This window comes from Litoribacter ruber (assembly GCF_018500185.1).
Lineage (GTDB): Bacteria > Bacteroidota > Bacteroidia > Cytophagales > Cyclobacteriaceae > Litoribacter > Litoribacter ruber.
This window is the reverse complement of sequence record NZ_JAHBGI010000010.1, coordinates 32,551-57,517: the sequence shown is the minus strand read 5'-3', so window position 1 is coordinate 57,517 and position 24,967 is coordinate 32,551. Positions and strand designations below refer to the sequence as shown.

Annotated in this window: 18 protein-coding genes; 10 read left to right on the top strand and 8 right to left on the bottom strand. The window is 45.5% G+C overall.

Features of this window, described 5'->3' with window-relative positions; all coding sequences use genetic code 11:
• Window positions 1-14 precede the first annotated feature (14 nt).
• A complete protein-coding gene (locus KIH41_RS13680) occupies window positions 15-1,088 on the bottom strand; it encodes a mannose-1-phosphate guanylyltransferase (protein WP_213943707.1) in 1,074 nt (357 codons plus the stop codon).
• A gap of 9 nt (window positions 1,089-1,097) precedes the next feature.
• Window positions 1,098-2,066: a KpsF/GutQ family sugar-phosphate isomerase gene (locus KIH41_RS13675; protein ID WP_214162744.1), complete on the bottom strand. Its 969-nt coding sequence runs from the start codon at window positions 2,064-2,066 to the stop codon at window positions 1,098-1,100.
• A gap of 102 nt (window positions 2,067-2,168) precedes the next feature.
• On the opposite strand from KIH41_RS13675, the gene recQ reads away from it, so the two are divergent.
• From recQ to KIH41_RS13655, 4 genes are all read left to right on the top strand, one after another.
• Window positions 2,169-4,346 carry a DNA helicase RecQ gene (gene recQ, locus KIH41_RS13670; RefSeq protein ID WP_213943705.1) on the top strand — a complete coding sequence of 726 codons (2,178 nt, stop codon included), beginning with the start codon at window positions 2,169-2,171 and terminating at the stop codon, window positions 4,344-4,346.
• 10 nt (window positions 4,347-4,356) lie between these two features.
• Entirely contained in the window at window positions 4,357-5,649 is a 1,293-nt protein-coding gene (gene purD / locus KIH41_RS13665; RefSeq protein WP_214162743.1) for a phosphoribosylamine--glycine ligase, read from the top strand.
• Window positions 5,650-5,784: 135 nt separating this feature from the next.
• Entirely contained in the window at window positions 5,785-7,167 is a 1,383-nt protein-coding gene (gene ricT, locus KIH41_RS13660) for a PSP1 domain-containing protein (protein WP_214162742.1), read from the top strand.
• Window positions 7,160-7,612: a gliding motility lipoprotein GldH gene (locus KIH41_RS13655; protein ID WP_213943703.1), complete on the top strand. Its 453-nt coding sequence runs from the start codon at window positions 7,160-7,162 to the stop codon at window positions 7,610-7,612. The genes ricT and KIH41_RS13655 overlap by 8 nt, the downstream gene beginning before the upstream one ends.
• Here KIH41_RS13655 and KIH41_RS13650 read toward each other — a convergent pair.
• Both KIH41_RS13650 and KIH41_RS13645 read right to left on the bottom strand, forming a co-directional pair.
• Entirely contained in the window at window positions 7,609-11,580 is a 3,972-nt protein-coding gene (locus tag KIH41_RS13650; RefSeq protein WP_214162741.1) for an AAA domain-containing protein, read from the bottom strand. The two genes, KIH41_RS13655 and KIH41_RS13650, sit on opposite strands and share 4 nt — an antisense overlap.
• 16 nt (window positions 11,581-11,596) lie before the next feature.
• Window positions 11,597-12,409 (bottom strand): SDR family oxidoreductase, encoded by an 813-nt coding sequence (locus KIH41_RS13645; RefSeq protein ID WP_213943701.1) that lies wholly within the window; start codon window positions 12,407-12,409, stop codon window positions 11,597-11,599.
• Between the two features lie 119 nt (window positions 12,410-12,528).
• Here KIH41_RS13645 and rlmD point away from each other — a divergent pair, with 119 nt between their 5' ends.
• Both rlmD and KIH41_RS13635 read left to right on the top strand, forming a co-directional pair.
• Complete coding sequence (rlmD, locus tag KIH41_RS13640) at window positions 12,529-13,935, top strand: 23S rRNA (uracil(1939)-C(5))-methyltransferase RlmD (RefSeq protein ID WP_214162740.1); 1,407 nt, start codon at window positions 12,529-12,531, stop codon at window positions 13,933-13,935.
• Complete coding sequence (locus KIH41_RS13635) at window positions 13,932-14,309, top strand: hypothetical protein (RefSeq protein ID WP_213943699.1); 378 nt, start codon at window positions 13,932-13,934, stop codon at window positions 14,307-14,309. The genes rlmD and KIH41_RS13635 overlap by 4 nt, the downstream gene beginning before the upstream one ends.
• 274 nt (window positions 14,310-14,583) lie before the next feature.
• Here KIH41_RS13635 and thiL read toward each other — a convergent pair whose 3' ends face one another.
• Complete coding sequence (gene thiL, locus KIH41_RS13630; RefSeq protein ID WP_213943698.1) at window positions 14,584-15,615, bottom strand: thiamine-phosphate kinase; 1,032 nt, start codon at window positions 15,613-15,615, stop codon at window positions 14,584-14,586.
• A 170-nt stretch (window positions 15,616-15,785) separates the two neighbouring features.
• Window positions 15,786-16,187 carry a methylmalonyl-CoA epimerase gene (gene mce, locus KIH41_RS13625; protein WP_213943697.1) on the bottom strand — a complete coding sequence of 134 codons (402 nt, stop codon included), beginning with the start codon at window positions 16,185-16,187 and terminating at the stop codon, window positions 15,786-15,788.
• A gap of 93 nt (window positions 16,188-16,280) precedes the next feature.
• Here mce and KIH41_RS13620 point away from each other — a divergent pair, with 93 nt between their 5' ends.
• From KIH41_RS13620 to KIH41_RS13605, 4 genes are all read left to right on the top strand, one after another.
• Window positions 16,281-16,607, top strand: coding sequence for a HesB/IscA family protein (locus KIH41_RS13620; protein ID WP_213943696.1), 327 nt, complete (start codon window positions 16,281-16,283; stop codon window positions 16,605-16,607).
• 237 nt (window positions 16,608-16,844) lie between these two features.
• The gene (locus KIH41_RS13615) at window positions 16,845-19,937 is read left to right on the top strand and encodes a SusC/RagA family TonB-linked outer membrane protein (RefSeq protein ID WP_213943695.1); all 3,093 of its coding nucleotides are present in this window, start codon (window positions 16,845-16,847) and stop codon (window positions 19,935-19,937) included.
• Window positions 19,938-19,941: 4 nt separating this feature from the next.
• Complete coding sequence (locus tag KIH41_RS13610; protein WP_214162739.1) at window positions 19,942-21,309, top strand: RagB/SusD family nutrient uptake outer membrane protein; 1,368 nt, start codon at window positions 19,942-19,944, stop codon at window positions 21,307-21,309.
• Between the two features lie 141 nt (window positions 21,310-21,450).
• Window positions 21,451-22,005 carry a DUF4256 domain-containing protein gene (locus KIH41_RS13605; RefSeq protein ID WP_214162738.1) on the top strand — a complete coding sequence of 185 codons (555 nt, stop codon included), beginning with the start codon at window positions 21,451-21,453 and terminating at the stop codon, window positions 22,003-22,005.
• A gap of 864 nt (window positions 22,006-22,869) precedes the next feature.
• Here KIH41_RS13605 and KIH41_RS13600 read toward each other — a convergent pair.
• On the bottom strand, window positions 22,870-24,234 hold the full coding sequence (locus tag KIH41_RS13600; RefSeq protein WP_214162737.1) for a TolC family protein: 1,365 nt from the start codon (window positions 24,232-24,234) through the stop codon (window positions 22,870-22,872).
• Complete coding sequence (locus tag KIH41_RS13595; RefSeq protein ID WP_213943690.1) at window positions 24,203-24,877, bottom strand: ABC transporter ATP-binding protein; 675 nt, start codon at window positions 24,875-24,877, stop codon at window positions 24,203-24,205. Before KIH41_RS13595 ends, KIH41_RS13600 begins: the two co-directional genes overlap by 32 nt.
• Window positions 24,878-24,967 lie beyond the last annotated feature (90 nt).

The following is a 24,967-nucleotide window of genomic DNA, read 5'->3' as shown; positions in this document are numbered from 1 at the left end:
TAAAACTTTTTTATTTAAACAAACTCCTCTCCCCTACTCTTAGCATCACTTACAAACTCTCTGAACTTCTTCTCAGCATCAAGTTTGCAGATTAGCAACACGTTATCGGCTTCGGTGATTAGGTAATTGTCTAAGCCTTGTACGACAACGAGTTTGTCGCTGTTCACTTTTACAAAGCTGTTACTTGTATCATAGAGCAAGGCATTACCTTCCACCACGTTGTTTTTATCATCATGAGGCTGAAGTTCGTGAAGGCTCATCCAGGAACCAAGGTCAGACCAGCCGAAATCCCCCAACACTACAAATACATTTTCGGATTTCTCCATTACCCCGTAATCTATGGAAATGTTTTTCACTAGACTGTAAGCCCTTTTGATGAACTCCTGCTCCTGGTCGGTATAAAAGAATCCTTCCCCTTCCTCAAACACTTCGGCGAGCTCCGGCATGTATTTTTCGAAAGCCTTTAGGATACTGCTGTTTTTCCAAACAAACATCCCGGAGTTCCACACAAAATCGCCGCTTTCCACAAAGGTTTTGGCCAGGTTGAGGTTGGGTTTTTCCGTAAAGGTTTTAACTTTTTTGGCTACCCCATTGGTATCCGTCATAAATTGGATATAGCCATAGCCTGTTTCAGGTCGGTTTGGCTTAATACCGATAGTAACCAGGCGTTCATTTTCATCAGCCGCATCGAGGGCATCATTTACCCTGAGTTGGAATTTCTCATCCTTGAGGATGAGGTGATCCGCAGGGGTCACCACCACTCTGGCTTCTGGATCTAGTTTTTTGATTTTATAACTGGCAAAAGCTATACAAGCCGCCGTATTTCTACGCATAGGCTCGGTGAGGATATGGTCTTCCGGCATCTCTGGCAGCTGTTCCTTTACCAGGTCAAAATAGCTATCATTAGTAACCACAAAAAAACGGTCGGGATCGGAGATCTGAACAAACCTATCAAAAGTCATCTGCAGCAGAGTCCGCCCAGTTCCAAGGATATCTAAAAATTGCTTTGGATGGTTATTTCTGCTATATGGCCAAAACCTGGAGCCTATACCTCCAGCCATAATCACTACATAGGGTTTTTGCTTCATAGTATTAAATTAAACAATTCCTTCTTTCATTAAATCATGAATATGGATAAATCCTGCGATATTTCCATTATCCATGGCAACTAATTGGGTTATATTATATTCTTTCATTCGGTTCAGAGCCCGAATAGCATATTCCTGTACATCAATAGTCTTTGGATTGGCAGTCATAATATCCTGGGCTTTCACCTTGGTGATATCGCTGTGGTTTTGAAGCATCCTTCTCAGGTCTCCATCGGTGATAATCCCCAGCAGTTGTCCCTCTTCTCCCGTCACCGCAGTGGCACCTAAGCGTTTGCCGCTGATCTCTACAATGATCTCAGCCAAAGCCGAATCGTGGCTTACCACCGGAATGGTATTTTTGGGCACCACATCGGCCACAGTAAGATAAAGTTGCTTGCCAAGCGCTCCTCCCGGATGGTATTTGGCAAAATCCTCGCTGGAAAACCCTTTGGCTTCCAGCAGGCAAACCGCAAGTGCGTCACCAAGAGCCATATGGACCGTGGTGCTTGTGGTAGGCGCAAGATTATTGGGGCAGGCCTCTTCTTTTATAGTCGCATCCAAAACAAAATCCGCATGTTCGGCCAAATAACTCTGCGTATTGCTGACTAAAGCTATCAATTTCGATCCAAGCCTCTTCAATAATGGTACCAACACCTTTATCTCGGGTGTATTTCCACTCTTGGAAATACAAATTACGAAATCTTCCCGTTGAATCATACCCAAATCTCCATGGATTGCATCCGCGGCATGCATAAACAGGGCTGGGGTGCCTGTGGAGTTGAGCGTGGCCACAATTTTCTGGGCGACTATGGCACTTTTTCCAACCCCGGTGATCACCACCCTACCCTTCGACTCCAGAATGGCCTCCACACAGGCTTCAAAATCGCCATTGATACGTTCAGATATGGACTGTAGGGCTTCAGCCTCGGATTGAAGCACCTTTATAGCGCTGTTTCTAATATTTTTTATTAACTTCAATTTTACCGCGGTTAATTGTTAAATTTGTCACAAAGGTAAAAAAAGAATCCTTTAAAGTTTAATGAGGGGTGAGGCACACATCATTAAAAACAAGAAAGAGGCGTGGATAAAACAGTAAAAGAGAATCTTAAGAAAATCTTCGGTTTTAACCAATTTAGAGGTAACCAAGAAGGGATAGTAGATAATATATTGGCAGGCAACAATACATTTGTGATCATGCCCACAGGAGCGGGCAAATCCCTGTGTTACCAGTTGCCGGCAGTGATCAAAGAGGGGACGGCGATTGTGATTTCTCCTTTGATCGCCTTGATGAAAAACCAGGTGGATCAGCTCAATGCTTTTGGGATTGACGCCTATTTTCTCAATTCAACACTCAGCAAATCCGAAATCAATAAAGTCAAGAAAGAAACTCTTGCCGGACGGGCCAAGCTGCTCTATGTAGCCCCTGAATCCCTGACCAAGGAGGAAAACATCAATTTCTTGAAGCAGGCCAAGCTTAGCTTTGTGGCCATTGATGAGGCGCACTGTATTTCGGAGTGGGGACATGACTTCCGTCCGGAATACCGAAAGATCAAAAGCATCATTGCTCAAATAGGCGACAACCTACCTGTAATCGCCCTTACGGCCACTGCTACACCCAAAGTGCAGCAGGACATTCAGAAAAACCTGCAGATGGAGGAGGCCGACCTCTTCAAGTCCTCATTCAACAGGACCAACCTCTTCTATGAGGTGAAGCCCAAGGTGAAGAACGAGACCAAAAAGCAACTTATCAAGTACGTAAAGTCCCACAAGAACAAATCGGGAATCATCTATTGCCTCAGCCGCAAAAAGGTAGAGGAAGTAGCCGAACTCCTCAAGGTAAACGGCATCAATGCAGCACCTTACCACGCAGGACTTGATTCCAATCTGAGGATTAAAACCCAGGACGATTTCCTCAATGAAGAAATCGACGTGATAGTGGCTACCATTGCTTTTGGAATGGGTATTGACAAGCCAGACGTGCGGTATGTGGTGCATTACGACGTGCCTAAATCCCTTGAGGGATACTACCAAGAAACCGGACGTGCGGGCAGGGATGGATTGGAAGGCCATTGCATGATGTTTTACAGGTATGATGACATCATCAAGCTGGAAAAATTCAACAAGGACAAGCCTGTAAATGAGCGTGAGAATGCCAAAGTTCTCCTGCAGGAAATGGCAGCCTATGCAGAAAGCAGCGTTTGTCGCAGGAAAGTATTGCTTCACTATTTTGGGGAGCGCTTTGAAAAAGACTGTGGATTCTGCGACAACTGCAAAAAGCCGAAGGAGACCTTTGAGGCCATGGAGTCCGTACTGCAGGTAATCGAGGCGGTTAAAGAAACCAAGCAGCGCTTCAGCCTGGAACATGTGGTGAATGTGCTCCGCGGGGAAAACAATGAATACATGGAAAGCTACCATCACGACCAACTGGCTGTGTATGGAAAGGGCAAGGATCATGACGAAAAGCATTGGAAAACCGTTATTCGCCAAGCAATGATTATAGGGCTTTTGGAAAAAGACATTGAGAATTATGGGGTAATCAAACTTTCTGACAAAAGCGAAGAGTTTGTCAAAAGCCCTTATTCCTTGGTATTTAGCAAAGACCATGATTTTGACCAAATAGCCGAAGACAACCTGGCCGAGGAGCTCAATAACTCCAACAAGGCCTATGATGAAAAGCTATTTGAGCTGCTGAAGGCCGAAAGGAAAAAGGTCGCCAAAACTAAAAACCTGCCTCCATATGTGATCTTTCAGGATCCAAGTTTGGAGGAAATGGCCACCCTCTACCCTACCACACGGGAGGAGTTGGCTCAGATCAATGGCGTGGGAATGGGAAAAGTAACCAAGTTTGGCGCCCCCTTCCTAAAGCTAATTAATACGTATGTAGAAGAAAATGAAATTATTACCGCATCAGATGTGGTCGTAAAATCATCCGGTACCCGGTCAAAGGTTAAGATTTCCATCATACAGCAAATTGACCGAAAGATCGATCTGGACGAAATCGCATCCAATCTGAACATCAGCTTGAGCGAGTTGCTACAGGAAATCGAGCAGATCATCTATAGCGGAACCAAGCTTAATATAAATTATTACATTCAAAACATCATGGACGAGGAACGAGAGGACATCCTCCATGAATATTTTATGTCTGCAGAGACTGACAAGATTAAAGACGCCCTGGCAGAGCTAGAGGATGAGGATTTTGGTGAGGAGGAGATAAGAGTCTACCGGATCAAGTTCATCTCTGAACATGCCAACTAACCCAATAGAAATGAAGATTTTACTACTAGGAAGCGGGGGCCGTGAACATGCCTTCGCCTGGAAAATAGTCAATAGCAATAAATGTGAAAAGCTCTATGTAGCGCCCGGCAATGCCGGAACAGGTCAAATTGCGGAAAATGTGAATCTAGGTGTCAATGACTTTGAGTCCATCCGTGAATTTGTACTTCAAAAGGACATCACGATGGTAGTGGTGGGGCCTGAGGAGCCGTTGGTAAGAGGCATCGTGGATTATTTTGCAAAGGATGAGAGCCTGAGATCAATCCCGGTTATCGGACCAGACCAAAAAGGAGCCACCCTTGAAGGCAGCAAGGACTTTTCCAAGAAGTTCATGACCCGTCACGGCATCCCAACTGCCGCCCATGATACCTTTACGCCAGAGACGGTTGACGAAGGTGTGGAATTTATCAAAAAGCAAACCCTTCCAATTGTACTCAAGGCAGATGGACTTGCAGCTGGCAAAGGTGTCTTGATCTGCCAAAATTACCAAGAAGCTGAGGCAGAATTCAGAGACATGCTGCTCAACCAGAAATTTGGCGAAGCGTCAAGCAAGGTTGTGGTAGAGGAATTCCTTCAAGGTATCGAACTATCTGTATTTGTGGTGACAGACGGGGAAAACTATAAAATTTTACCTGCTGCCAAAGATTATAAGCGCATCGGGGAAAGGGATACCGGGTTAAATACCGGTGGTATGGGAGCTGTAAGTCCCGTTCCTTTTGCAGATGACAGCTTTATTTCAAAAGTTGAACATAGCATTGTGCAACCCACCATACAAGGACTCCATGAAGAAGGCGTTAAATACAAAGGCTTTCTTTTTATTGGTCTGATGAATGTGGATGGAGAACCAAAAGTGATCGAGTATAATGTGAGAATGGGCGATCCAGAAACCCAGGCCGTCTTGCCACGAATCAAAAGTGATTTCTTGGACATGCTTTATGCCGTGGGCACTAAGACACTTTCGGGCTACGATCTTCAAATAGATAATACCGCCACTACCACAATTGTCATGGTAGCAGGGGGGTATCCAGATGGGTATGAGAAAGGCAATGAAATCACCGGGCTGCCACAGCAGCAGTCTGAAAAGGCGATGGTTTTCCATGCGGGGACCAAAGCTGAAAACGACAAAGTTCTAACCAGCGGAGGCAGAGTATTGGGCATCACGGGCAGAGGAAACAGCATAGAGGAAGCCCTGAAAAACGCCTATAAGCAGGTAGAAGCCATATCTTGGAAAGATGTCTATTACAGAAAAGACATCGGCCAAGATATCCTAAATTACGGTAAGTAATTACCTATAACGAGGAGTGGAAGCTCCCTTAACATATAGACAGAAATGGCAGGATGCAGTAGCTGCTCCACCGGCTCCGGTACTTCCGGCGGCTGCCAAAATAACGGCACTTGCGGTACGAGCGATTGTAACAAAATGAATTCCTTCGACTGGCTGTCCCATATGGGCATCCCCGAAGTGGATAGATTCGATATAGTAGAAGTAAAGTTTAAAGGCGGACGGAAAGAATATTTCCGCAATGTGGACCATCAGACCTACACTACCGGTGACCCCGTAGTGGTAGATGTGCCCAATGGCCATCATATAGGCTATGTTTCTCTTCAAGGTGAACTGGTAAGACTTCAGATGCAAAAGAGGAAAGTCAAAAATGACGACAACATCCTCCGCATTTACCGTGTGGCCAATCAGAAAGACCTTGATAAATGGGAAGAGGCCCGAAACCGGGAAATCCCCACCCTTTACCGTGCAAAGCAGATCATTGATGAGATTAACCTCAAAATGAAGCTTTCGGATGTGGAATACCAGGCGGACAATTCCAAAGCTACTTTCTATTATTCAGCAGATGACCGAGTGGATTTCCGTGAGCTTATCAAGATCCTGGCTTCGGAGTTTAAGATCAGGGTGGAAATGAGGCAGATAAGCCTTCGCCAAGAAGCCGGTAGAATTGGGGGAATTGGTGTTTGCGGACGCGAACTTTGCTGCTCCACTTGGATACATGATTTCAAAAGTGTCAGCACTTCTGCGGCCCGATACCAAAACCTGTCCTTAAATCCATCCAAACTGAGCGGTCAGTGTGGCAGGTTGAAATGCTGTCTCAATTATGAACTGGAAACCTATATGACGGCCTTGAAGGATATTCCAAATGTGGATAAACCTCTTCAAACCGAAGCAGGCACGGCCAAGCTTCAGAAAACGGACATTTTCCGCCGTTTGATGTGGTTCAGTTATAACAACGACAACAACTGGTTTTCGGTTGATTGTGACAGGGTATCTGAAATAATTGCCCAAAATAAAGAGGGTAAGAAACCTTTCGATCTTCAGCACGATACGGCCTTCGAAGGTGAGGAAAATAACACCAAATCTAACAGTGACTTGGAAGCTTTGGACAAGAAATTTAGTACCACCACCACTAAAAAGAAGAAAAAGAAGAAGAAAAAACCAAAGCTCCAGGGAAGCGCTGACCAACCTGCTCAGCCAAACCAGCAGCCTCAACGTAACAAGCCCCAGCAACAGCCAAAAAGTGAAGGCAGGCCGCCGCGAGACAAGCAGCAACAGGGAAGACCGTCCAAAAAGCGGAGAAATCCGGAGCAAGCGGACTCCTCTCCAAGGAATCAGGAGGCCAAAAAACCTCAGGACAAAAGACCTCAGGACAAGAAGCCCAACAGACCCCAAAGACAGGGAATGGAATCAAAAGCTTTGGGCAACCAGCCTGACAAGCCAAAAGAAAGCAAGAAAAAGAAGTTTCCTCCCAGAAATAAAGGAAAGAACAACAACAAAGGGGATAACACCAATGAATAGAATATTTCCAGCTCTGGCCCTCATTCTGGGCCTGAGCTTTTTTAGTGCCTGCGATCAAAATAGGGTATTTGAAGATTTTCAGGGCATGCCTGCCATCAGGTGGACGGTAGAAGATACGGTAACTTTTGAAACCGACTGGGAAGCTGAAGGACATACCGCATTTGTAGCCGTGAGGTACAATACCGATTATGATTACCACAATTTGTATGTGAGGTATTTCTTGGAGGATACCGTTTCTCAAGCTGTTGAAGAAAAGCTGGTGAATCTGCAGTTATTTGACTCAAAGACAGGTAAGCCACTTGGCGATGGGTTTGGAAGCACGTATACGCTTTATGATACCTTGCCAATCGAGCAGAATGGTCAGAAAATCTCCTTTGTTCAATATATGAGGCAGAAAGAATTGAAAGGAATTGAGGCGGTAGGATTCAAAATCACCAGGAATTAACCTTTTGGAGTTCCTTTCAAAAGGTTATCCACTAGGCCTCTATTCTGCAGCCAATACTGCCTACTAAATACAAAATGCACCGGCCAGTTCTTGGCCTTCAGCCATTCCGGATGGTAGACAAAGGCTGACTTGACGCTCTTTGCGCTATACAATCTTTGATCGTCGGTCAGTACTGCACCTTCAAACATTTCAGACTTCTTAATCGCCAAGTCATAGACTGGCGAAAGGTTTAGCCGCTTCACCTCAAACTCCCCCAGTTCAGTGGCCAGCAGCTCGGTGAGCAACCAGTCGGGCTGGAAACCAAAAACCTGACGGGGGGTGATTTCCACCTTTCTACCCTGCACGATCTGCTCCACATAGCTCAGGTATCCACGAAGCCTTTTCACCCCATCATGGGTTAGGTGCTTGACCTTGAAGTCAGATGCAAGCATGCTGCTCACCACCGTTACCCGCTTTCTGGCCCTAGTAATAGCTACATTAAGCCTGTTTTCCCCACCTGCCTTGGAGAGCAGTCCAAAATTGGCCGTAAACTTACCGGCTTTATTTTTGGCGTAGCCAATGCTGAAAATCACATGGTCAAATTCATCCCCTTGGACATTTTCGATATTTTTAACCTTCACCAGTCTTTTATCAACCCTGTTATCCTTCACCAAAAGATCCAGTATAAGGTCCATTTGGAAGAAATTAAAAGTAATGACGCCTATGCTTTCTCCCGGGTAGGCTTGTTGGCATTTTAGCACCTGCCTGATTACCTCCTCAGCCTCAATGGGGTTAGTCTGTTTTGTCCATACCCCTTCCACATGGATATGGTCAAAAGCCTGAAATCCCGAATTGAGAAGTAGGCGGTCAGGAAGCATTTCAAGCCTGTCTTCATAAAAATGCTGGTTGGAATATTGGATTAGTGAAAGCGATTGGCTTCTATAATGGCTATTTAAATGGTATTTGGAAAAATAATTGGAAGCCAAATCCAGTAGAGAGTCCGTCTCCATTTCCACCCCTTCCTCATCCAGGTCTATTTTTACCCGATACAGGTCGAATGGCTGTAGCTGCTTGCTGTCTCCTACAATAACCACCTGCTTTCCCCTAAGCATAGCGGGCAGGCCTTTTTCGGTATAGCATTGGGAGGATTCATCAAACACCACCAAATCAAAGTCCTGCTGCATGGGAAAAAGGGCCGAGACCGTCTCTGGCGAGGCCAGCCAGCATGGAATCAACTTAAAAACTTCTTCTTTGTATGTCTCCAAAAGCTTCTTTACCGGCCAGACCTTCTTCTTTTTCCTCACCTGATGGGTCAGGTCTCTGTAAGTAACCATATTTCCCAGCCGATTAAACTCAAGTCCTTGGAAAGTCTGCTCCCGCAACTTAAGCTCTGCATTAAAGCGGGCCATCTCCTGCTTTTCCTTTACAGATTCGTCCAATTCTTGCATCACCTGTTCAAACTTTGCGGAGGTAATTTCACGCAAGACAGGGTATTTGGTTTCGATGTGGTCAATCCAACTTTCTCGAAGCCCGGAGAGGAACCTCCATTTCACCTCGTCAAAAGCCAAATCCGGATATTGCTGGGCCAGCTTGGTCATGATTTCCAAATCCACGCTACGAAGTTTCTTTCGTAGCTTGTCCAAGATCACCAATTCTGTATATTCCTCATCCAGATTTTTCCTAAACTCATCTACCCTTCTTTCATTGGTGGTAGTAAGGAGATGCCTGATCTGCACATTGGTGAGATAGCGCTCCCATTGATTAAGTTTGTGCTCGATGAGGTGGGTTATCCCCAATAGTTCCTCCAGGGTAAGATGAAAGAATTCAAAGTCAAAATTGGACCCAGATAGAAATGGGCCGAGTTTACCAACCTCCTCCACCACCATTCGGGCCTCAATTATAGGGATCAAATCAGCCACCTGGGATTGGAATTCAGTAAGCCCAAACGGTTTTTGGGGCATTTCAATCCAGCCTTTTTCATTCAAAAGGGCATATTGGTGATTGAGGTTAAGGCGGTTTTCAAGCCTTTTCACCAATACCTGTAAACCCTCCCTAGTGTCGGGCAATCCATTGGCCTGCAAAAACTCTTTTACATGCTTATAGGCTTTTCGATCAAATAAAAGGGCCACCTTACCCATCCATGAGCTTTTGGCTTCCAAAATCTGTATAGCTTTTTCAAGGCTCTTTTCAATCTCCTCATCGGGCAATTTCCATTCTATATCTTCCTGCAAAAGGTTTTGGAAAGTATTGATCTTCCCCTTAAACCATAACAGATCAAACTCCCCCACCGAAAAAGGAAGCAGTTGAAGAAAGCATTTGTAATCCCGCTCGTTGGTGATTAGCTTTTGAAGCTTAAGAAGCTGCGGCTTCTGAGCGTAACATTCGTAAATGAAGAGATGGTTAAAGCTTTGCCCCATCAATTCCTGCAGAGTAGACTCGGCTGTGCTTTTAAGTTCCAGGATTTCAATTACCGTTTCACGGAGACGCGGCAATGCTCCTTGGCCAAACTTGGAGAAATCAAGCCTGTGAAGCCAAAATGAATCCCTTTCCTGATATTTGGGATAAAACTGGAGAAATATTTTCAGGTCCCTGAAAAACTCGTCCAACCTGTCCCAAGAATAGTCCTTATAAAATTGAGTGAGGTCAAAGCCCTTTTCGGTGGCATTCCCAGTTACATAAAGCTGCTTTATGGGAATCCCGCACTCCTCAGTATTGTAGAGCGCAGACTTGAACTCCTCCAAATACTCCAGATTAATGCTTATCTGCCGGGCGGCTTTGATAAAGTTCCTTTCCAACTGTATCGCATCCAGCCCCCTATTCAATTCCTTATAATTCTCCAGGGCATCTACCTGATCCGAAATCTTTTTATATAACTCTTTTCTATCAGCCCTAAAATCATGCATCAGCCCTAAAAAATTGGCAAAACCCAAAGGCTTCAGTCTGCCATAAACGACATCCAAGGCCGCCCGCTTTTGGGATACCACCAGCACCTTTTTGCCCCTTGCGATGTAATCGGCAACCAGATTGCTTATCAATTGGCTTTTCCCAGTTCCCGGCGGGCCTTCCACCAAGCAGGATTCACCCGCCCTCACGGCTTTGAAAACCTCCTCCTGAGAAGCATCCATGGGAAAAACATTTAGCATATTGTCCTCACGCACCTCGGTGAGGTGATCAGGATCCACGGCAAATTTCTCCGCAAAAAGTTCTTCCAGGTTTTCTGCCTCTTCCTTTTCCATCAACTCCTCAAAGTCCCTAACCAAATGGGAGCCTTTTTGGCTAAACTGACCCAATACAGCATATGAATGAAGCTTTAGCAAGCCTGTCTTATAATTCTTCTCATCCTCTGTCCTGTTGCTTTCAGGGAAATCCAACAGGTTTTTCTCAAACATCTCCTGGTTAAAATTGAGATTCAGTGTCTCTTTGAGAAAATGGTAGAGGGCTGTTAAAAACTCAGTTGAATCCTTTGGCAGATCATCCAAACTTTCCGAAAGGTCTTGATGGACTTTGGTTTGGGTGGCATGCGAATAGGCAAGCAAAAAGTTTTGATTGAACATCAGGGATTCCTCTTCCCTTTTCACCAAATACCACTCTCCATCTATCTGGGCAAGATCTACGGGGAAAAACAACAGTGGACATTTGATGACCTGCTCGTTGATGAGCTTTCCTTCTACAAAGGGCCAACCCACATACAGGTTTTTCTCCCCTGTTTCTTCCTCTGCAAGTTTGACGGATTGTTGGAGGCGATTGAGTTGGCGGGAAAGTTTATTGGAGGTCCTGTCCCTCATATGCAGGACCTTGATCAAGGGAATTTGCTTTTTTCCCGCCACCAGTGCTTCCATATAGCTGAAGGCATCTTTGGAGCGGAGAAAATGGAAACTTTTCAGGTCAACCATCATATTACCCATTAACTTGGGCAAGTATATCGCCTTGTTCTTTGTGGAAAGGTCAATCAAGCGGTTGAGGTAAACCTGGAGTACTTCCTTGAGCATAGGGGGGATTTTATAATTACTTGAACGGGGAGTCCTTCTCTTTGGCCATGTGATTGTAGACGATCTTATCCATCATACCCGGCATCCATTTGTTCAGGAAAGAGGCCAACTTGCCCTGCCTAGTAAGGATCAAGTCTCTTTTCCTCTTGAGAGTGGCATTCAGCATTTCAGTGGCCACCTCGGTAGCGGTCATCATATCGTCCTCATCTCTGGGTGACTCCCCCTGTGCGCTGCCATCTGCAGTTAGGGCATTGTTTCGGATATTGGAAGCGGTGAAGCCGGGGCAGGCCACCAACACATGTACGCCGCGTTTCATCACTTCCGTGCGCAGGGACTCAAAAAAACCGTTCATGGCAAACTTGCTTGCCGTATAGGCCGTTCTGGCCGGGGTGCCCCTAAAGCCATTTACAGAAGAGACACCGATTATTGAGCCTTTATTTTTAAGGATCTCAGGTAGACAAAACTTGGTGGCGTACACCGTACCCCAAAAGTTGGTGTCCATTACCTTCCTAAACACATCCAGGTCCAAATCCTCAAACAGGGCCCGCATGGAAATCCCAGCGTTGTTGATTAAAACATCGATTCTTCCATATTGCTCCATGGCAAATTCAGCCATCTTTCTGTTATCCTCCTCATTGCCCGCATCGGCCAGGATGCCCGCACAGTCGATGCCGAAATTTTGGAGCTTGATCAGGGTGTTATCCAGTTTTACCTGATTCCTTCCTGTGATGATTACTTTGGCACCTTCCAGTCCAAAGACTTTAGCACACGCTTCTCCGATTCCGGAAGTTGCCCCTGTCACGATGACTACTTTATCTTTTAAATTCATGTTTGCTGTACGGTTTGACCTTAAAGATATAAAATTTAGCCTAATTCAAGTGAAAGCCCCTTGAGGATTACCTCCGCCTACCTTCCTCCTTCTTATTATTTTGCTTAATTTTGCACCCTATGTCGAGAAAAATGAAAAACAAGGTTCTCGAGAACCTTACCATTGAAAGAATTGCCTCTGAGGGGAAAAGTGTGGCCCACTACGAGGGGAAAGTGGTTTTCGTACAAAATGTAGCTCCCGGTGATGTGGTAGACGTGCGTGTGACTAGGGGAAAAAGCAGCTTCATGGAAGGCGAGGCCATTAAAATTCATGAATACAGTAAAGACAGGGTGGATCCCTTTTGCCAGCACTTCGGCGTATGCGGAGGTTGCAAATGGCAGCATATAGATTACAAACTTCAACTTTCTTACAAAAGACAGCAGGTCATCGACCAGTTTCAGCGTATTGCCAAGGTGGCCATTCCTGAGGTGATGCCCATCATCGGCTCTGCCGATACCCAGTATTACCGAAACAAATTGGATTTCACCTTTTCCAACAACCGATGGTTGACCAGAGAAGAGATTGATTCAGGAAAGGATTTTGAAAGAAACGCTTTGGGTTTTCACATCCCAAAAAGATTCGACAAAATCGTAGATATTGAGCACTGCTACCTTCAGGGAAATATTTCCAATGATGTCAGGAACAGTCTGCGTGAGTTTGCCCTTTCCAATGGCATCACCTTCTTTGATATGATCAAGCAGGTGGGTGTGTTGAGAAACCTCATCATCAGGACTACCTCCACAGGGGAATCCATGGTGATAGTACAGTTTGGGGAAGACGACAAGGAAGCGATTGAGAAAGTAATGGACTTCCTCAAAACGAAATTCCCTGAGACCACAGCCCTTCTTTACATTGTCAACCTGAAGAAAAATGAGACCATCCATGATCAGGAAGTGATCACCTATTATGGAAAAGATTATATAGAGGAAGAAATGGAGGGGCTGAAATTCCGGATCAACCCGAAATCATTTTACCAAACCAACTCCGACCAAGCGTATAGGCTTTATCAAGTAGCAAGGGAATTTGCGGACCTCCAGGGCGATGAAGTGGTGTACGATCTTTATACCGGAACCGGCACTATTGCCAATTTCGTTGCCAAAAAGGCCAAGCAGGTTGTTGGAATCGAGTATGTGGAAGAAGCAATCGTGGATGCCAGAATAAATTCAAAAATCAACGGTTTGGACAACACCCTGTTTTACGCAGGGGACATGAAAGACATGTTGAATGAAGACTTTATGGCCAAGCATGCCGCTCCCGATGTGATCATCACCGATCCACCAAGAGCTGGAATGCACGAGGATGTGGTGAATATGTTGCTGAAATTGGATGCTCCAAAGATTGTTTATGTAAGCTGTAACCCGGCTACGCAGGCAAGGGATGTGGCATTGCTGGCTGAAAAATATCAGGTGGATATCGTCCAGCCTGTAGACATGTTCCCTCACACTTATCATGTGGAAAACGTAGTACTATTAACCAAAAAATCATGATACCTGACAGCAACGATCCAGAATTAAATGGCAAATACCTAGGTACCATCACCAAGGATTTTGTCAAAATATCCGACACCTTGAAGGAAGCCTCCTATCAGGTGAGGTCTCGAAAATTCTCCGAGTACCCGATTTTCCCAATTTCCAAAACCGAGCAGCCCATAGGCCAGCTTTTTTTGGGTAGGGAGGAAAAGAAGCTGGACTGGAATTATTACATCACTTACTTGGACGAATTCATCCAGAGAAAGCTAATTCCAGAAGATAACCTACAGGAATTTTATCAGAGCTACAAGGATCCAGATGAATTCTGCTGCCTTTTCGTAGTAGACCAGGAATTCACCAGCTTTGTGTATATCCCCTACCCGGAAGAATAAGGGGGAGTGCATAGGTATTGAAAGTATTAAAATGGTCACAAAGTACATGAAGTTAAAAAGAAGTATCACAAAGACTTCATTGAATTAAAAGGGACACGGACCTGCCTGCGCAGGCAGGGTTGCACAGTGTTTAAAAAGGAGTTTCACAGAGGCCTCTTCACGGAGAAATTTTCAAGGAAAAAAAGCTTATTTTAATTTCTTTTTCCGGAAGAGGCCTTAGTGTTACTTCTTTTATTTTGTGTCCTTCGTGACCAATTTAAATTTTTTTTAAATTTTAAAAATGCTTCCATCCTTGTGCCTTGAGGGCTACGGCGGTTTGGCTTTTGGTGACTAGGAATTTCCCTTCCTCCTCTTTGGTCACATGGCCGATGAAGTGGATATCGGGGTGTTTTTCAAGTTTTTGGAAATCCTCCTGCTTGATGGTAAAAAGCAGTTCATAATCCTCTCCCCCATTCAGCACGCAGGTGATCGGATCGAGATTCAGTTCCACAGCCGTACTGTAGGTCTGCTGGTCGATCGGCAACTTATCTTCATAGATAGTCACGCCAACTTTGGAAGCCTTGCAAATATGGAAAAGCTCCGAGGCCAAGCCGTCAGAAATATCCATCATGCTGGTAGGCACCACTTCCAAATCCCTGAGTTCATGGATAATGTCCATACGGGCGTCTGGCTTCAACTGTCGGGCAGTCACCAAGGTGTACTTTTCCAAATCCGGCTTCATGTTTGGATTGGCCATGAAGACTTGCTTTTCCCTTTCCAAAACTTGAAGTCCTACTACGGCGCCACCCAAGTCGCCCGTTACACATATAATATCGTTTTCTTTGGCACCGGAACGGTAGACTACTTGGTCTTCCATCGCCTCCCCAATAGCCGTAATCGAAATCGCCAATCCGGCCCTTGAGGTTGTGGTATCGCCACCTACCACGTCTACATCGTAGTGCTCTGCAGCGGCATTGATCCCGGCGTATAAAGCCTCAACCGCTTCCACTGAAAACCGATTTGAAATCCCGATACTGACCGTGATATGCTTGGGGATCGCATTCATAGCCGCTACATCAGATACGTTAACTGCAACGGCCTTGAAACCCAAGTGGGTCAATGGAGCATAGGAAAGGTCAAAATGAACCCCCTCCATCAATAAATCCGTGGTTACTACCTTGACTTTGCCCTCTCCACATGCAATCACTGCCGCATCGTCCCCTACGCCCTTTAAGGTAGTTTCATGCTTGATTACAATTTTTTCATTCAACCGGTCAATGAGCCCAAACTCGCCGATTTCACCTATCTCTGTTCTTTTTTCTGACATATATTTTAAATTTAACCACAGAGGATCAGAGGTCCCAAAGGAATGTAAGATTTAACCGCAAAGGACGCGGAGGATCGCAAAGTTTTAAAATAAAAATTTTTACCTCTTTGCGAATCTTAAATTCTTTGCGGTTAGTTTTTCTATCAGCTCTGTGTTAATTTTTTATTTAGTTACTTTTTCTCCTGACACAACTCCACCAAGACCCCATTAGTGCTCCTAGGATGCAAAAATACAACTAATTTGTTGTCTGCACCCTGTTTTGGGGTTTCATTGAGTATCTCAAAACCTTCGGATTTCAACCGCTCCACTTCGGTATGGATGTCCTCCACATCAAAGGCTATGTGGTGTATGCCTTCAGACTTCTTTTCTATAAATTTCGCAATGGGGCTGTCCTCGCGGGTGGCCTCAAGCAATTCTACCTTTGTTTCCCCAACCATAAAAAAAGAAGTGGACACGCCTTCACCCTCCACTTTTTCCTCCTTATAATGCTCCTTGCCCAATAGTTTACGGAAAAGTTCATTGGACTTTTTCAGGTCCTTGACCGCTATGCCGAGATGCTCGATTTTTCTCATGTAAATAATTTGTATATTTGTAGATGAATCATTTGTAAGGTAATCACGTTTTACCGTTACTCAAACCAAATTCAGCTCAAACCAAACCGAAATATGATCATAGTATCTGACAAAGCTAAAGAAAGGATTCTTGAATTAAAAAGAGAGGAAGGCCGCTCTGAGAATGAAAACATCAGGGTTTCTGTCAAAGGCGGTGGCTGTTCCGGCTTGATGTATGACCTGGGTTTTGACGGCAAACTTGCGGATTCCGACCAGGTTTTTGAAGATAAAGGCGTCAAGATCATCGTGGACAAGAAGAGCCTGCTTTACCTAGCCGGCACCACGCTCGAATTTACCGACGGCCTCAATGGCAAAGGGTTTCAATTTGTAAATCCTAATGCTTCCAGAACATGCGGCTGTGGGGAAAGCTTTTCCATCTAAGAGCAAATATCAGATCCAAATATTTAAGCAGCCTAACTAGGCTGCTTTTTTTTATGCCTATTGCCAACCTAACCACTTAATTTTTAATCTATTGGCAACAAAATTTTTCCATCCAAAATAATTCTAGCCTATAAAATCATCAAAATTTTTAACTTTAAAATAGTTTTTGTCTAATTTTGACATTTATTAACATTTAATTTTATTGCTTATTCTAATTGAAACCACAATTCACTGTTTATGAGAAAAAGTTTACTAGGCGTATTGGTCCTTATCCTGCTGATGACAGCGGAAACCTTTGCGCAAGCGCAGACCGTATCCGGCACTGTGGTCTCCGACGAGGACAACCTTCCTCTCCCCGGAGTAAATGTGCGGATAAAGGGCACTTCGAGAGGTGCCATCACTGATCTGGACGGGGTCTATTCACTCCAGGCCAGTAGTGAGGATGTTTTAGTGTTTTCATTTGTGGGTTTTTTGACCCAAGAAATACAAGTGGGAAATCAAAGTACGATCAACCTGACCTTAATGACCGACGCCAAAACACTGGGTGAAGTCGTGGTGGTAGGTTATGGTACCATCGAAAGAAGAGAGCTCACCGGCTCTGTAGGATCAGTAAATGCCGAAGTGATCAGAGACGTACCGGCATTGGGGATTGACCAAGCCCTACAGGGCCGTGTGGCCGGTGTTCAGATCACCCAAAACTCAGGTACTCCCGGTGCGGGTATTTCCGTGAGGGTAAGGGGTTCTTCTTCCATCTCGGCATCCAATCAGCCTTTATATGTAATTGACGGTGTGCCTATGACCACCGGGGATCCTTCCCAACTTGGGTTTGGCGGGCAAAGCTCTAACTCCCTTGCCGACCTCAACCCATCGGATATTGAATCGATGGAGGTTTTGAAGGATGCAGCAGCGGCAGCCATTTATGGCTCCAGGGCGGCAAATGGCGTAGTTTTAATCACCACCAAAAGAGGTGCGGACCAGAAAACGCAGGTCAACCTTAACATGTTTGGAGGCATCCAGCAAGTATGGAGGCAGCCTGATTTCCTTGACCGCAGAGGGTATCTGGATCTGATGAACGATGCAATCGGCGGCTTTGTGGCTGGCGATTTTGGCATTCCCAGAGATGAAGTGGGCGACCAGGATCTACTTGATTGGTACTATGGTGGACTTCCTTTTGGCGAAGATGTGAATACCGACTGGGTGAGAGAAGTGACCCGCACAGCCCCAATTCAGAATTATGAACTTACCCTTAGAGGTGGAAATGAAAGAACGAGGTATTATATCTCAGGAAGCTTTTTTGACCAGCAAGGTACAGTTATCAATAGCCGTTTTAACAGGATGTCTACCAGGTTCAACTTGGATCACGACCTGAACGATAGGATGACCATCAGCCTCAACAGTGGTATAAGCCGCTCGGTACAAAACAGGATTGTTTCTGACAACACGCTGAATGGCCCTTTTGCCAATTCCTTGGCTGCATCACCGCTTTGGCCGGTATATGATGAGGCTGGCAATTACACCCGTCCCCAGTTTTTCTACAGTAACCCTGTAGCGGAGGGTATGGAAAATGACAACATCAACCAGTCCATCCGTATTTTCACCAATGCTTTGGCAACCTATGAAGTCATTCCTGACCTCAATGTAAACGTAAGAGTGGGTACTGACATCTTGAACTTCCAGGAGAGACGCTACACCCCGGACAGCTATCCTGGCAGTGCCTCTGCAGCAGAAGGCGGCTCAGGTTCTTTCAGTACCAACAACCCCATCAAATGGGTAGCCGAGGCTTTTGTGGATTACCGAACAACTTTTGCTGACAGACATGCGCTGAACTTTGTGGCAGGTCACAATAGAGAGGAAAACCTGATCACAACTTCATTTGTGAGAGGCATCCAGTTTCCCGATGACCGTTTCCGCTACGTAGGGGCTGCAGGTTTGGTAAATGAAGGAGACAACAACTTTGTGGCTTGGGGTCTAGAATCCTATTTTGGAAGGGCTAACTATAGCTTGGACGACAAGTATTTGTTCAGTGCAAGTTTCAGGGCTGATGCTTCTTCCAGATTTGGACCAAACAACAGATGGGGTTATTTCCCTTCCGTTTCTGCAGGCTGGAGATTAATGGACGAGGACTTTTTCCCGGAAATCGAGCAGTTATCAGATCTTAAACTAAGAGCCAGCTTTGGGTACACCGGTAACCAAGAAATCGGAAACTTTGCCTGGAGAGGGCTTGTGGGCGCAGGAAATTACCTGGGCACGCCATCCATCTTCCCTGTACAATTGGGCAATCCGGATTTGAAGTGGGAAAACACTGCCCAGACCGATATCGGAATTGACGCAAGCTTCTTCAACGGAAGGCTAACCTTAATTGCGGATTATTACTACAAATTGACCAGAGACCTTCTTTTCTCCAGACCAATCCCAACCCAAAGTGGTTTTGGAACCTACCAGTCAAACATTGGCTCAGTTGAAAACAGAGGTTTTGAATTCACCATTTCCACAGTCAATATGGACAGACCAGGCGGAATTACTTGGAGGTCTGATTTGAATCTCAGCTTTAACAGAAACAAGATTCTTGAGCTGTATCAAGGAGAAGATGTATTCTATGGATTTGGAGGCAATTCCCTTGTATTGAGAGAAGGACATCCAATAGGAACATTCTACGGTCTAATTGCTGATGGCGTATTTGCCACCAACGAAGAAGTGCCAGAGGAAAGAAGAGCATTTGGCATACAAGCCGGTGATATGAACTACCGCGACATCAATGGAGATGGCATCATCACTGACGATGACTTCACCGTGTTGGGCAATTCCCAACCGCTATTTTTCGGTGGTTTCACCAATACTTTCACCTATAAAAACTGGGACGCACAAGTGTTCATGCAGTTTTCTGTAGGCAATGAAATCTGGAATGCTGCCGGGAGTTTCCAAGAAGGTATGTTTGCCAACTTCTTTGACGACAACAACAGGGCAACGGTCAACAACCGATGGAGATCTGAGGAAGATCCAGGGGATGGCTTGGTACCAAGAGCCACTATCGACGTGTCTGCCAATAGAAACAACCAGTCAAACTCCACCCGCTTTATCGAAGATGGCTCATACTTGAGAGTCAAAAACCTTATCGTAGGTTACAGACTTCCTTCAACTGTTGTGGATAGAATAAGAGTGAGTAGCGCCCGTGTTTATTTCCAGGCACAAAATCTACTGACCTTTACCAGCTATTCCGGATTTGACCCTGAAGTCAACTTTGCCGGAACGGACAACATTACGCTTGGGGTGGATTTTTACACTTTCCCACAGCCAAGAACATTTACTTTGGGCTTAAACGTAGGATTCTAAGCATATGAAAAAGAATAATTTAATATATACCTATTTATTGGCCGTCAGCTTTCTTTTTGGGATGGGCGCCTGTGACACCTTGGACCAGGAACCTGTAAACCAAATCCCAACCGATGAAGCGATTACAAATGCCAGAAGTGCCGAAAGAGCTATTTTGGGAATGTATGACGGTATGCAGAGTGAGAATTATTATGGATTGAGGTACCTTTATTATCAGGACACCTATACCGATAACTTGCAGCATGCGGGCACTTTCACCACTGATCAAGAGGTAAGTTTCCGAAGAATCAATCCTTCCAACCTTCAAATCAGAAGTACCTGGCAAACCATGTACAGGGTGATCCGGGATGCCAATTTCATCCTTTTTTCCCTATCAAATCTAGACGATGCCACAGAAGAGCAGCTATTGGCCTATGAAGCTGAGGCGAGGTTCATCCGGGCTTATGTGTATTACGATTTGTTGAGGGTATTCAATGGAGTGCCATTGGTAACCGATTTTGTCACTACGGTTGACGAGATCAACACGTTACCACGAGCTTCTACCGAAGACCTGTATGCCTTTATCATTGCAGAACTGCAGTTTGCCGAACAGAACCTTGGAGAGACTCCTGATGCGCCTTTCCGTGCCAGACCTGCCGCTGCCACAGCCATGCTGGCAAGGGTTCATTTGCAAGCGGGAAACCCAGGGCAAGCTGCTCAGAAAGCTACCGAAGCCATAGGCTTGGGTTATAGCTTATTGCCAAATTACCGGGACATCTGGACAATACCTGGCAATGCGGAGATGATTTTCAACCTTAGCTTTACCAACGTGGATGGGGACCAAAGTGCATTGGCTATCTCATCCGATCCTGATACCGGTGGACAGAAGTTTTATATTAGAGAAGACTTCTTCAACCAATTCGCGGCTTCAGCTGCAGAGGGCGACACCAGGTTTGAGGCATCCATTACTTTAGAATTTATTGCGGATAGAGTATTTCGCAGAGTTTTCAAATATTACCGTTCTGCGACCAATGACGACAATGTTCCCCTTATCAGACTGGCTGAAATGTACCTTATCAGAGCCGAGGCAATTGTCAGACAAGGTTCTGTCACTGCACAGGTGATCACCGATATCAACACGATCAGAAACCGTGCAGGCCTAGTTTCCCTCACCGGCCTGGCCTCACCCGCAGCCGCACTGACGGAGATTCAGCGCCAGAGAAGGTTTGAGCTTGCCTTTGAAGGTCACCGCTATTCGGACATGAGAAGATTTGGCAACATCGGCACCTTGTTTCCTGACAACGAACAGTTCCGGGTTATCTGGCCCATTCCTTTGCAGGAAATAGAGGTTAATCCAAATTTGGAACAGAACCCTGGCTATACCGCCGAATAATATGTAAATTTCTTAATTAGGCCGCTCCCACAAGGGGCGGCTTTTTTTTTTTGCTTTTGAAAAGGGAATTTAGGATATTACAGATTGGGAAAATTAGCTTTAGAAAATGTAACTTTATTAAACCTTAGATAAGCCTATTTTATGAAACCTATTTCCCAAGAAGATAAGACCATACTGCTGGAAACCCTGCAGAAAAGATTTGAGAAGCATCCAGACCGCCATCCAAATGTTCAGTGGAGCGAAATTTTGGAAAGGTTGGAAGCCAATGACGAAAAACTCGCCACTCTCCTTCAAATGGAGCGTTCTGAAGGTGAACCCGATGTGGTTGGTTCCAGAACTGAGGAAGGAACATTCATTTTTATGGATTCCAGCCCTGAAAGCCCCAAGGGTCGCCGGAGCGTTTGCTATGACCGCGCTGCACTCAATTCCCGAAAAGAACACAAGCCCAAGAACAGTGCAATGGACCTTTGCTCAGAGATGGGCATCGAAATGCTTTCTGAAGAAGATTACCGGTACTTGCAAAAGTTCGGCAAATTTGACCTCAAAACCTCCAGCTGGGTGGCTACCCCCTCCCCCATCCGCAACCTCGGCGGCGCCCTATTCTGTGACCGGCGCTATAATCAGGTATTCCTCTACCACAATGGAGCAGAATCCTATTATGCCGCCAGGGGTGTCAGGGGTAAGGTGGAGGTTTAAGGAAAAAAATCAGCCTCAAGTATTAGAACAATGAGCCTTTTTAATCCCGAGAGTGTTTATCGGAACCTTTTCCTTTTGCCAATTTATTGCAGTTAATGTGAATCAAAATCTTAAATATGTCTTGCCAAAATCCCCAAAGCAGCCCTAGATTTCCCCTGACTAAGGTCCCGTTTTGAAATCCTTTCGGAACAGGCACGGAGCACACACAAGCCGGCTGTTCTGCGGACCTGATGGAGCCCTGAAGCGGACCTGATCGGGAGGAGGTCGGGAGTATATAGCCCTTTGGGTCGGCGGGTATACGGCCCCATAAAAACGCCGAAGTGGACTCCACCGCATTTTGGATCTTTTAACCTTCACGCAGAAATTTATATGGTGCATCCCTCTGGGACTTATGATGTGGTAGGTGTTTGCTGCCCACCGGTTGTCACCGGCGGTTATTATATCGGCCGCTCCTAGTGGAGCTGTGGGCATACCGTTGTGTGAAGGTCCTCAGACTTCGCACCACTGAGTGCAATGTCTCCGACTCGGGTTAACGTTTCAAATTTCACCGCAAAGTTTGCAAAGAAGCGCAGAGAGGATTAGGTTAAAAGTGGCAAGTAAAAAGTACATCTGGTAACATGAACGGTGACAAAATTTTTCTCGCCGCTTCGCGATTTCTAACCCCCTAAACCAGGCCGAAGGCCGTATAAACTTCTAAACTACGGCTCCTCCTTAATCCATTAATCAGTCCTTAAGGGAATCTAGCGCAGCTATTCCCTTAAGGACATTAAACCTTTAAACCAACACTCCTCCGCACCTTTTAGCCTTTGGCCCACCCCCTTCGCACCTTCACTTCTTCGTGGCAAAAATACGAGTACCTTACACTTACTTCACTTCCAACACCCCCAAAGTATACCGCAGGATCACTTCCTGAAAATAATGGGTATAGCGAGCTTGGGCATGGTCAGATTGGGCGGTCACCAGTTGCTGGTTTGCCTGGGCAAGGTCCACAAAATTGCTCACTCCAAGTCGAAACCTTTCCTCGATCACCTGTTGAGCCACCTCTGCGGCTTCAAGCTGTACCTTTGTTGCCTCCTCTCTTTTGATGGCCACGCGGTAATTCTCGAAGGCAAGCTTGGTCTCTTGGGTGAGCCTTCTCTCTATGGCATTCAATTCCAGCGATTGATTGTTGTGCTCCATTTTACTTCTAGCTACCGCCACCCTATTTTCAAAATTGTTGAAAATAGGAATGGTGATATTGATCCCAAAAGTCCGCTGCGGATAAATCCTCATGTATTGATCTCTAAAACTTCGCTCATCTAATGAGGTGAAGAAGGTATTGTAATTAAAAAAACCATTGATCTGGGGATAATAAAAGGACCTCGCTGCGGAAATCATATCTTTTTGCCCGGCCACCAGTAGTTTTTGTGCCCTAAAATCCTGTCTGTTGTTTGTAGCTAGTTCATAAAGCTCATCCAGACCAAGGTCAAGAAACTCGCTCGGCACTGTTTTAAGGTCAAGGGGCAACAATTCCGGAATTGTGTTGGACTCTAGCTGCAAAGTTTCGGCAAATTGCCACATATCCGTTTCCAACTGGATTTCAGCATCCAGCACCACGGTAGTTAGTCTGGCCACTTCGGATTGCTGGTTGTACTGATCGGAAAGCGTCCGAAGACCCGCCTCAACGAAGCCCTCGATTTGGCGGAGCTGTTCCTTTTGGTTCTCCAAGTTTTGAACCGCAATTCTATAGAGTTCCTGATCAAGTAAAATCTGCAGGTATTGCTGTGCAATTTCAAACACCACATCTTGGGAAGCTCTATGTAGGTTAAGACTTCCTGCCTCTTCAAATTGCCGGGTTGCCCGGGTGGTAAAAAGTCTGCGTCCAGAATTGAAAATGGGAAGGTTTGCATTCAAACCTGTGGTGAGCAAGTCATTGGTAACATTGGTAACAACAAGCTGCCCTTCCAGCTGCTGGTATTGCTGGCCCATTTGGCGGAAAAGGTTGTTGTTGATATTCACTCTGGGAAGGTGTCCCATTATCGCAGCTTGTCTTTCCATTTTTAGGACATGCTGTTCATTTTTCCTTATTTGGAAATTCTGATTTTGCTGTAGACCAATCTCAACCGCATCCTGAAAAGAAATGAGCAGGGTGTCTTGGGCCTTTACAGGCAAAACATACCCCAACCAAACAATTAAAAACAATACTGGTAACTTCATATTAAATGCTGACTTGTTGTAAAATTTTGCCATCCATCATCTCAATTAATCGGTGACCATAATCTGCATTCTCACGGGAGTGGGTAGCCTGTACAATCGTGGTTCCTTCCCTGTTTAGCTGCTGAAATACTTCCATGATCTCTTTGGCCTGTGCGGAATGGAGGTTGCCTGTAGGTTCATCGGCCAGCAAAATCTTCGGTTTGCCCGCCACGGCCCTTGCAATCCCCACCAGCTGCTGCTGCCCTCCGGATAACTGCTCGGGAAACAGGTCTTTTTTGGCCACCATATTGAACCTGTCGAGTAGTTCGGCAATAATGGATTTCCGCTCGCTTGAGGAGACATTCCTGTATAAAAGTGGGGTTTCAATGTTTTCGTAAACGGTGAGTTCATCAATGAGGTGATAAGCCTGAAAGATGTAGCCGAATTCGCTTTTGTGAAGAGCAGACCTTTGCCGCTCCTTCATAGTCCCGATTGACTGCCCGTCCAACAGGTACTCCCCCTCATAATCATCATCAAGCAGCCCTATGATATTCAGCAGTGTTGACTTACCCACCCCCGACGGTCCCATCAGGGTAACAAACTCGCCTTGTTCAATAGTCAGGTCAACGTCTTTGAGAATAAATATCCGCTGAAAGCGGGAGTCGATGTATTTGTTGATGTTGTTGAGGTGGATCATGGGATGTTGGATGTTTGGATGTCGGGTGTCAGATGTCGGATGTCGGATGTATGGATATATGGATATCGGCTGCCTGCACGCCGTGGCGTG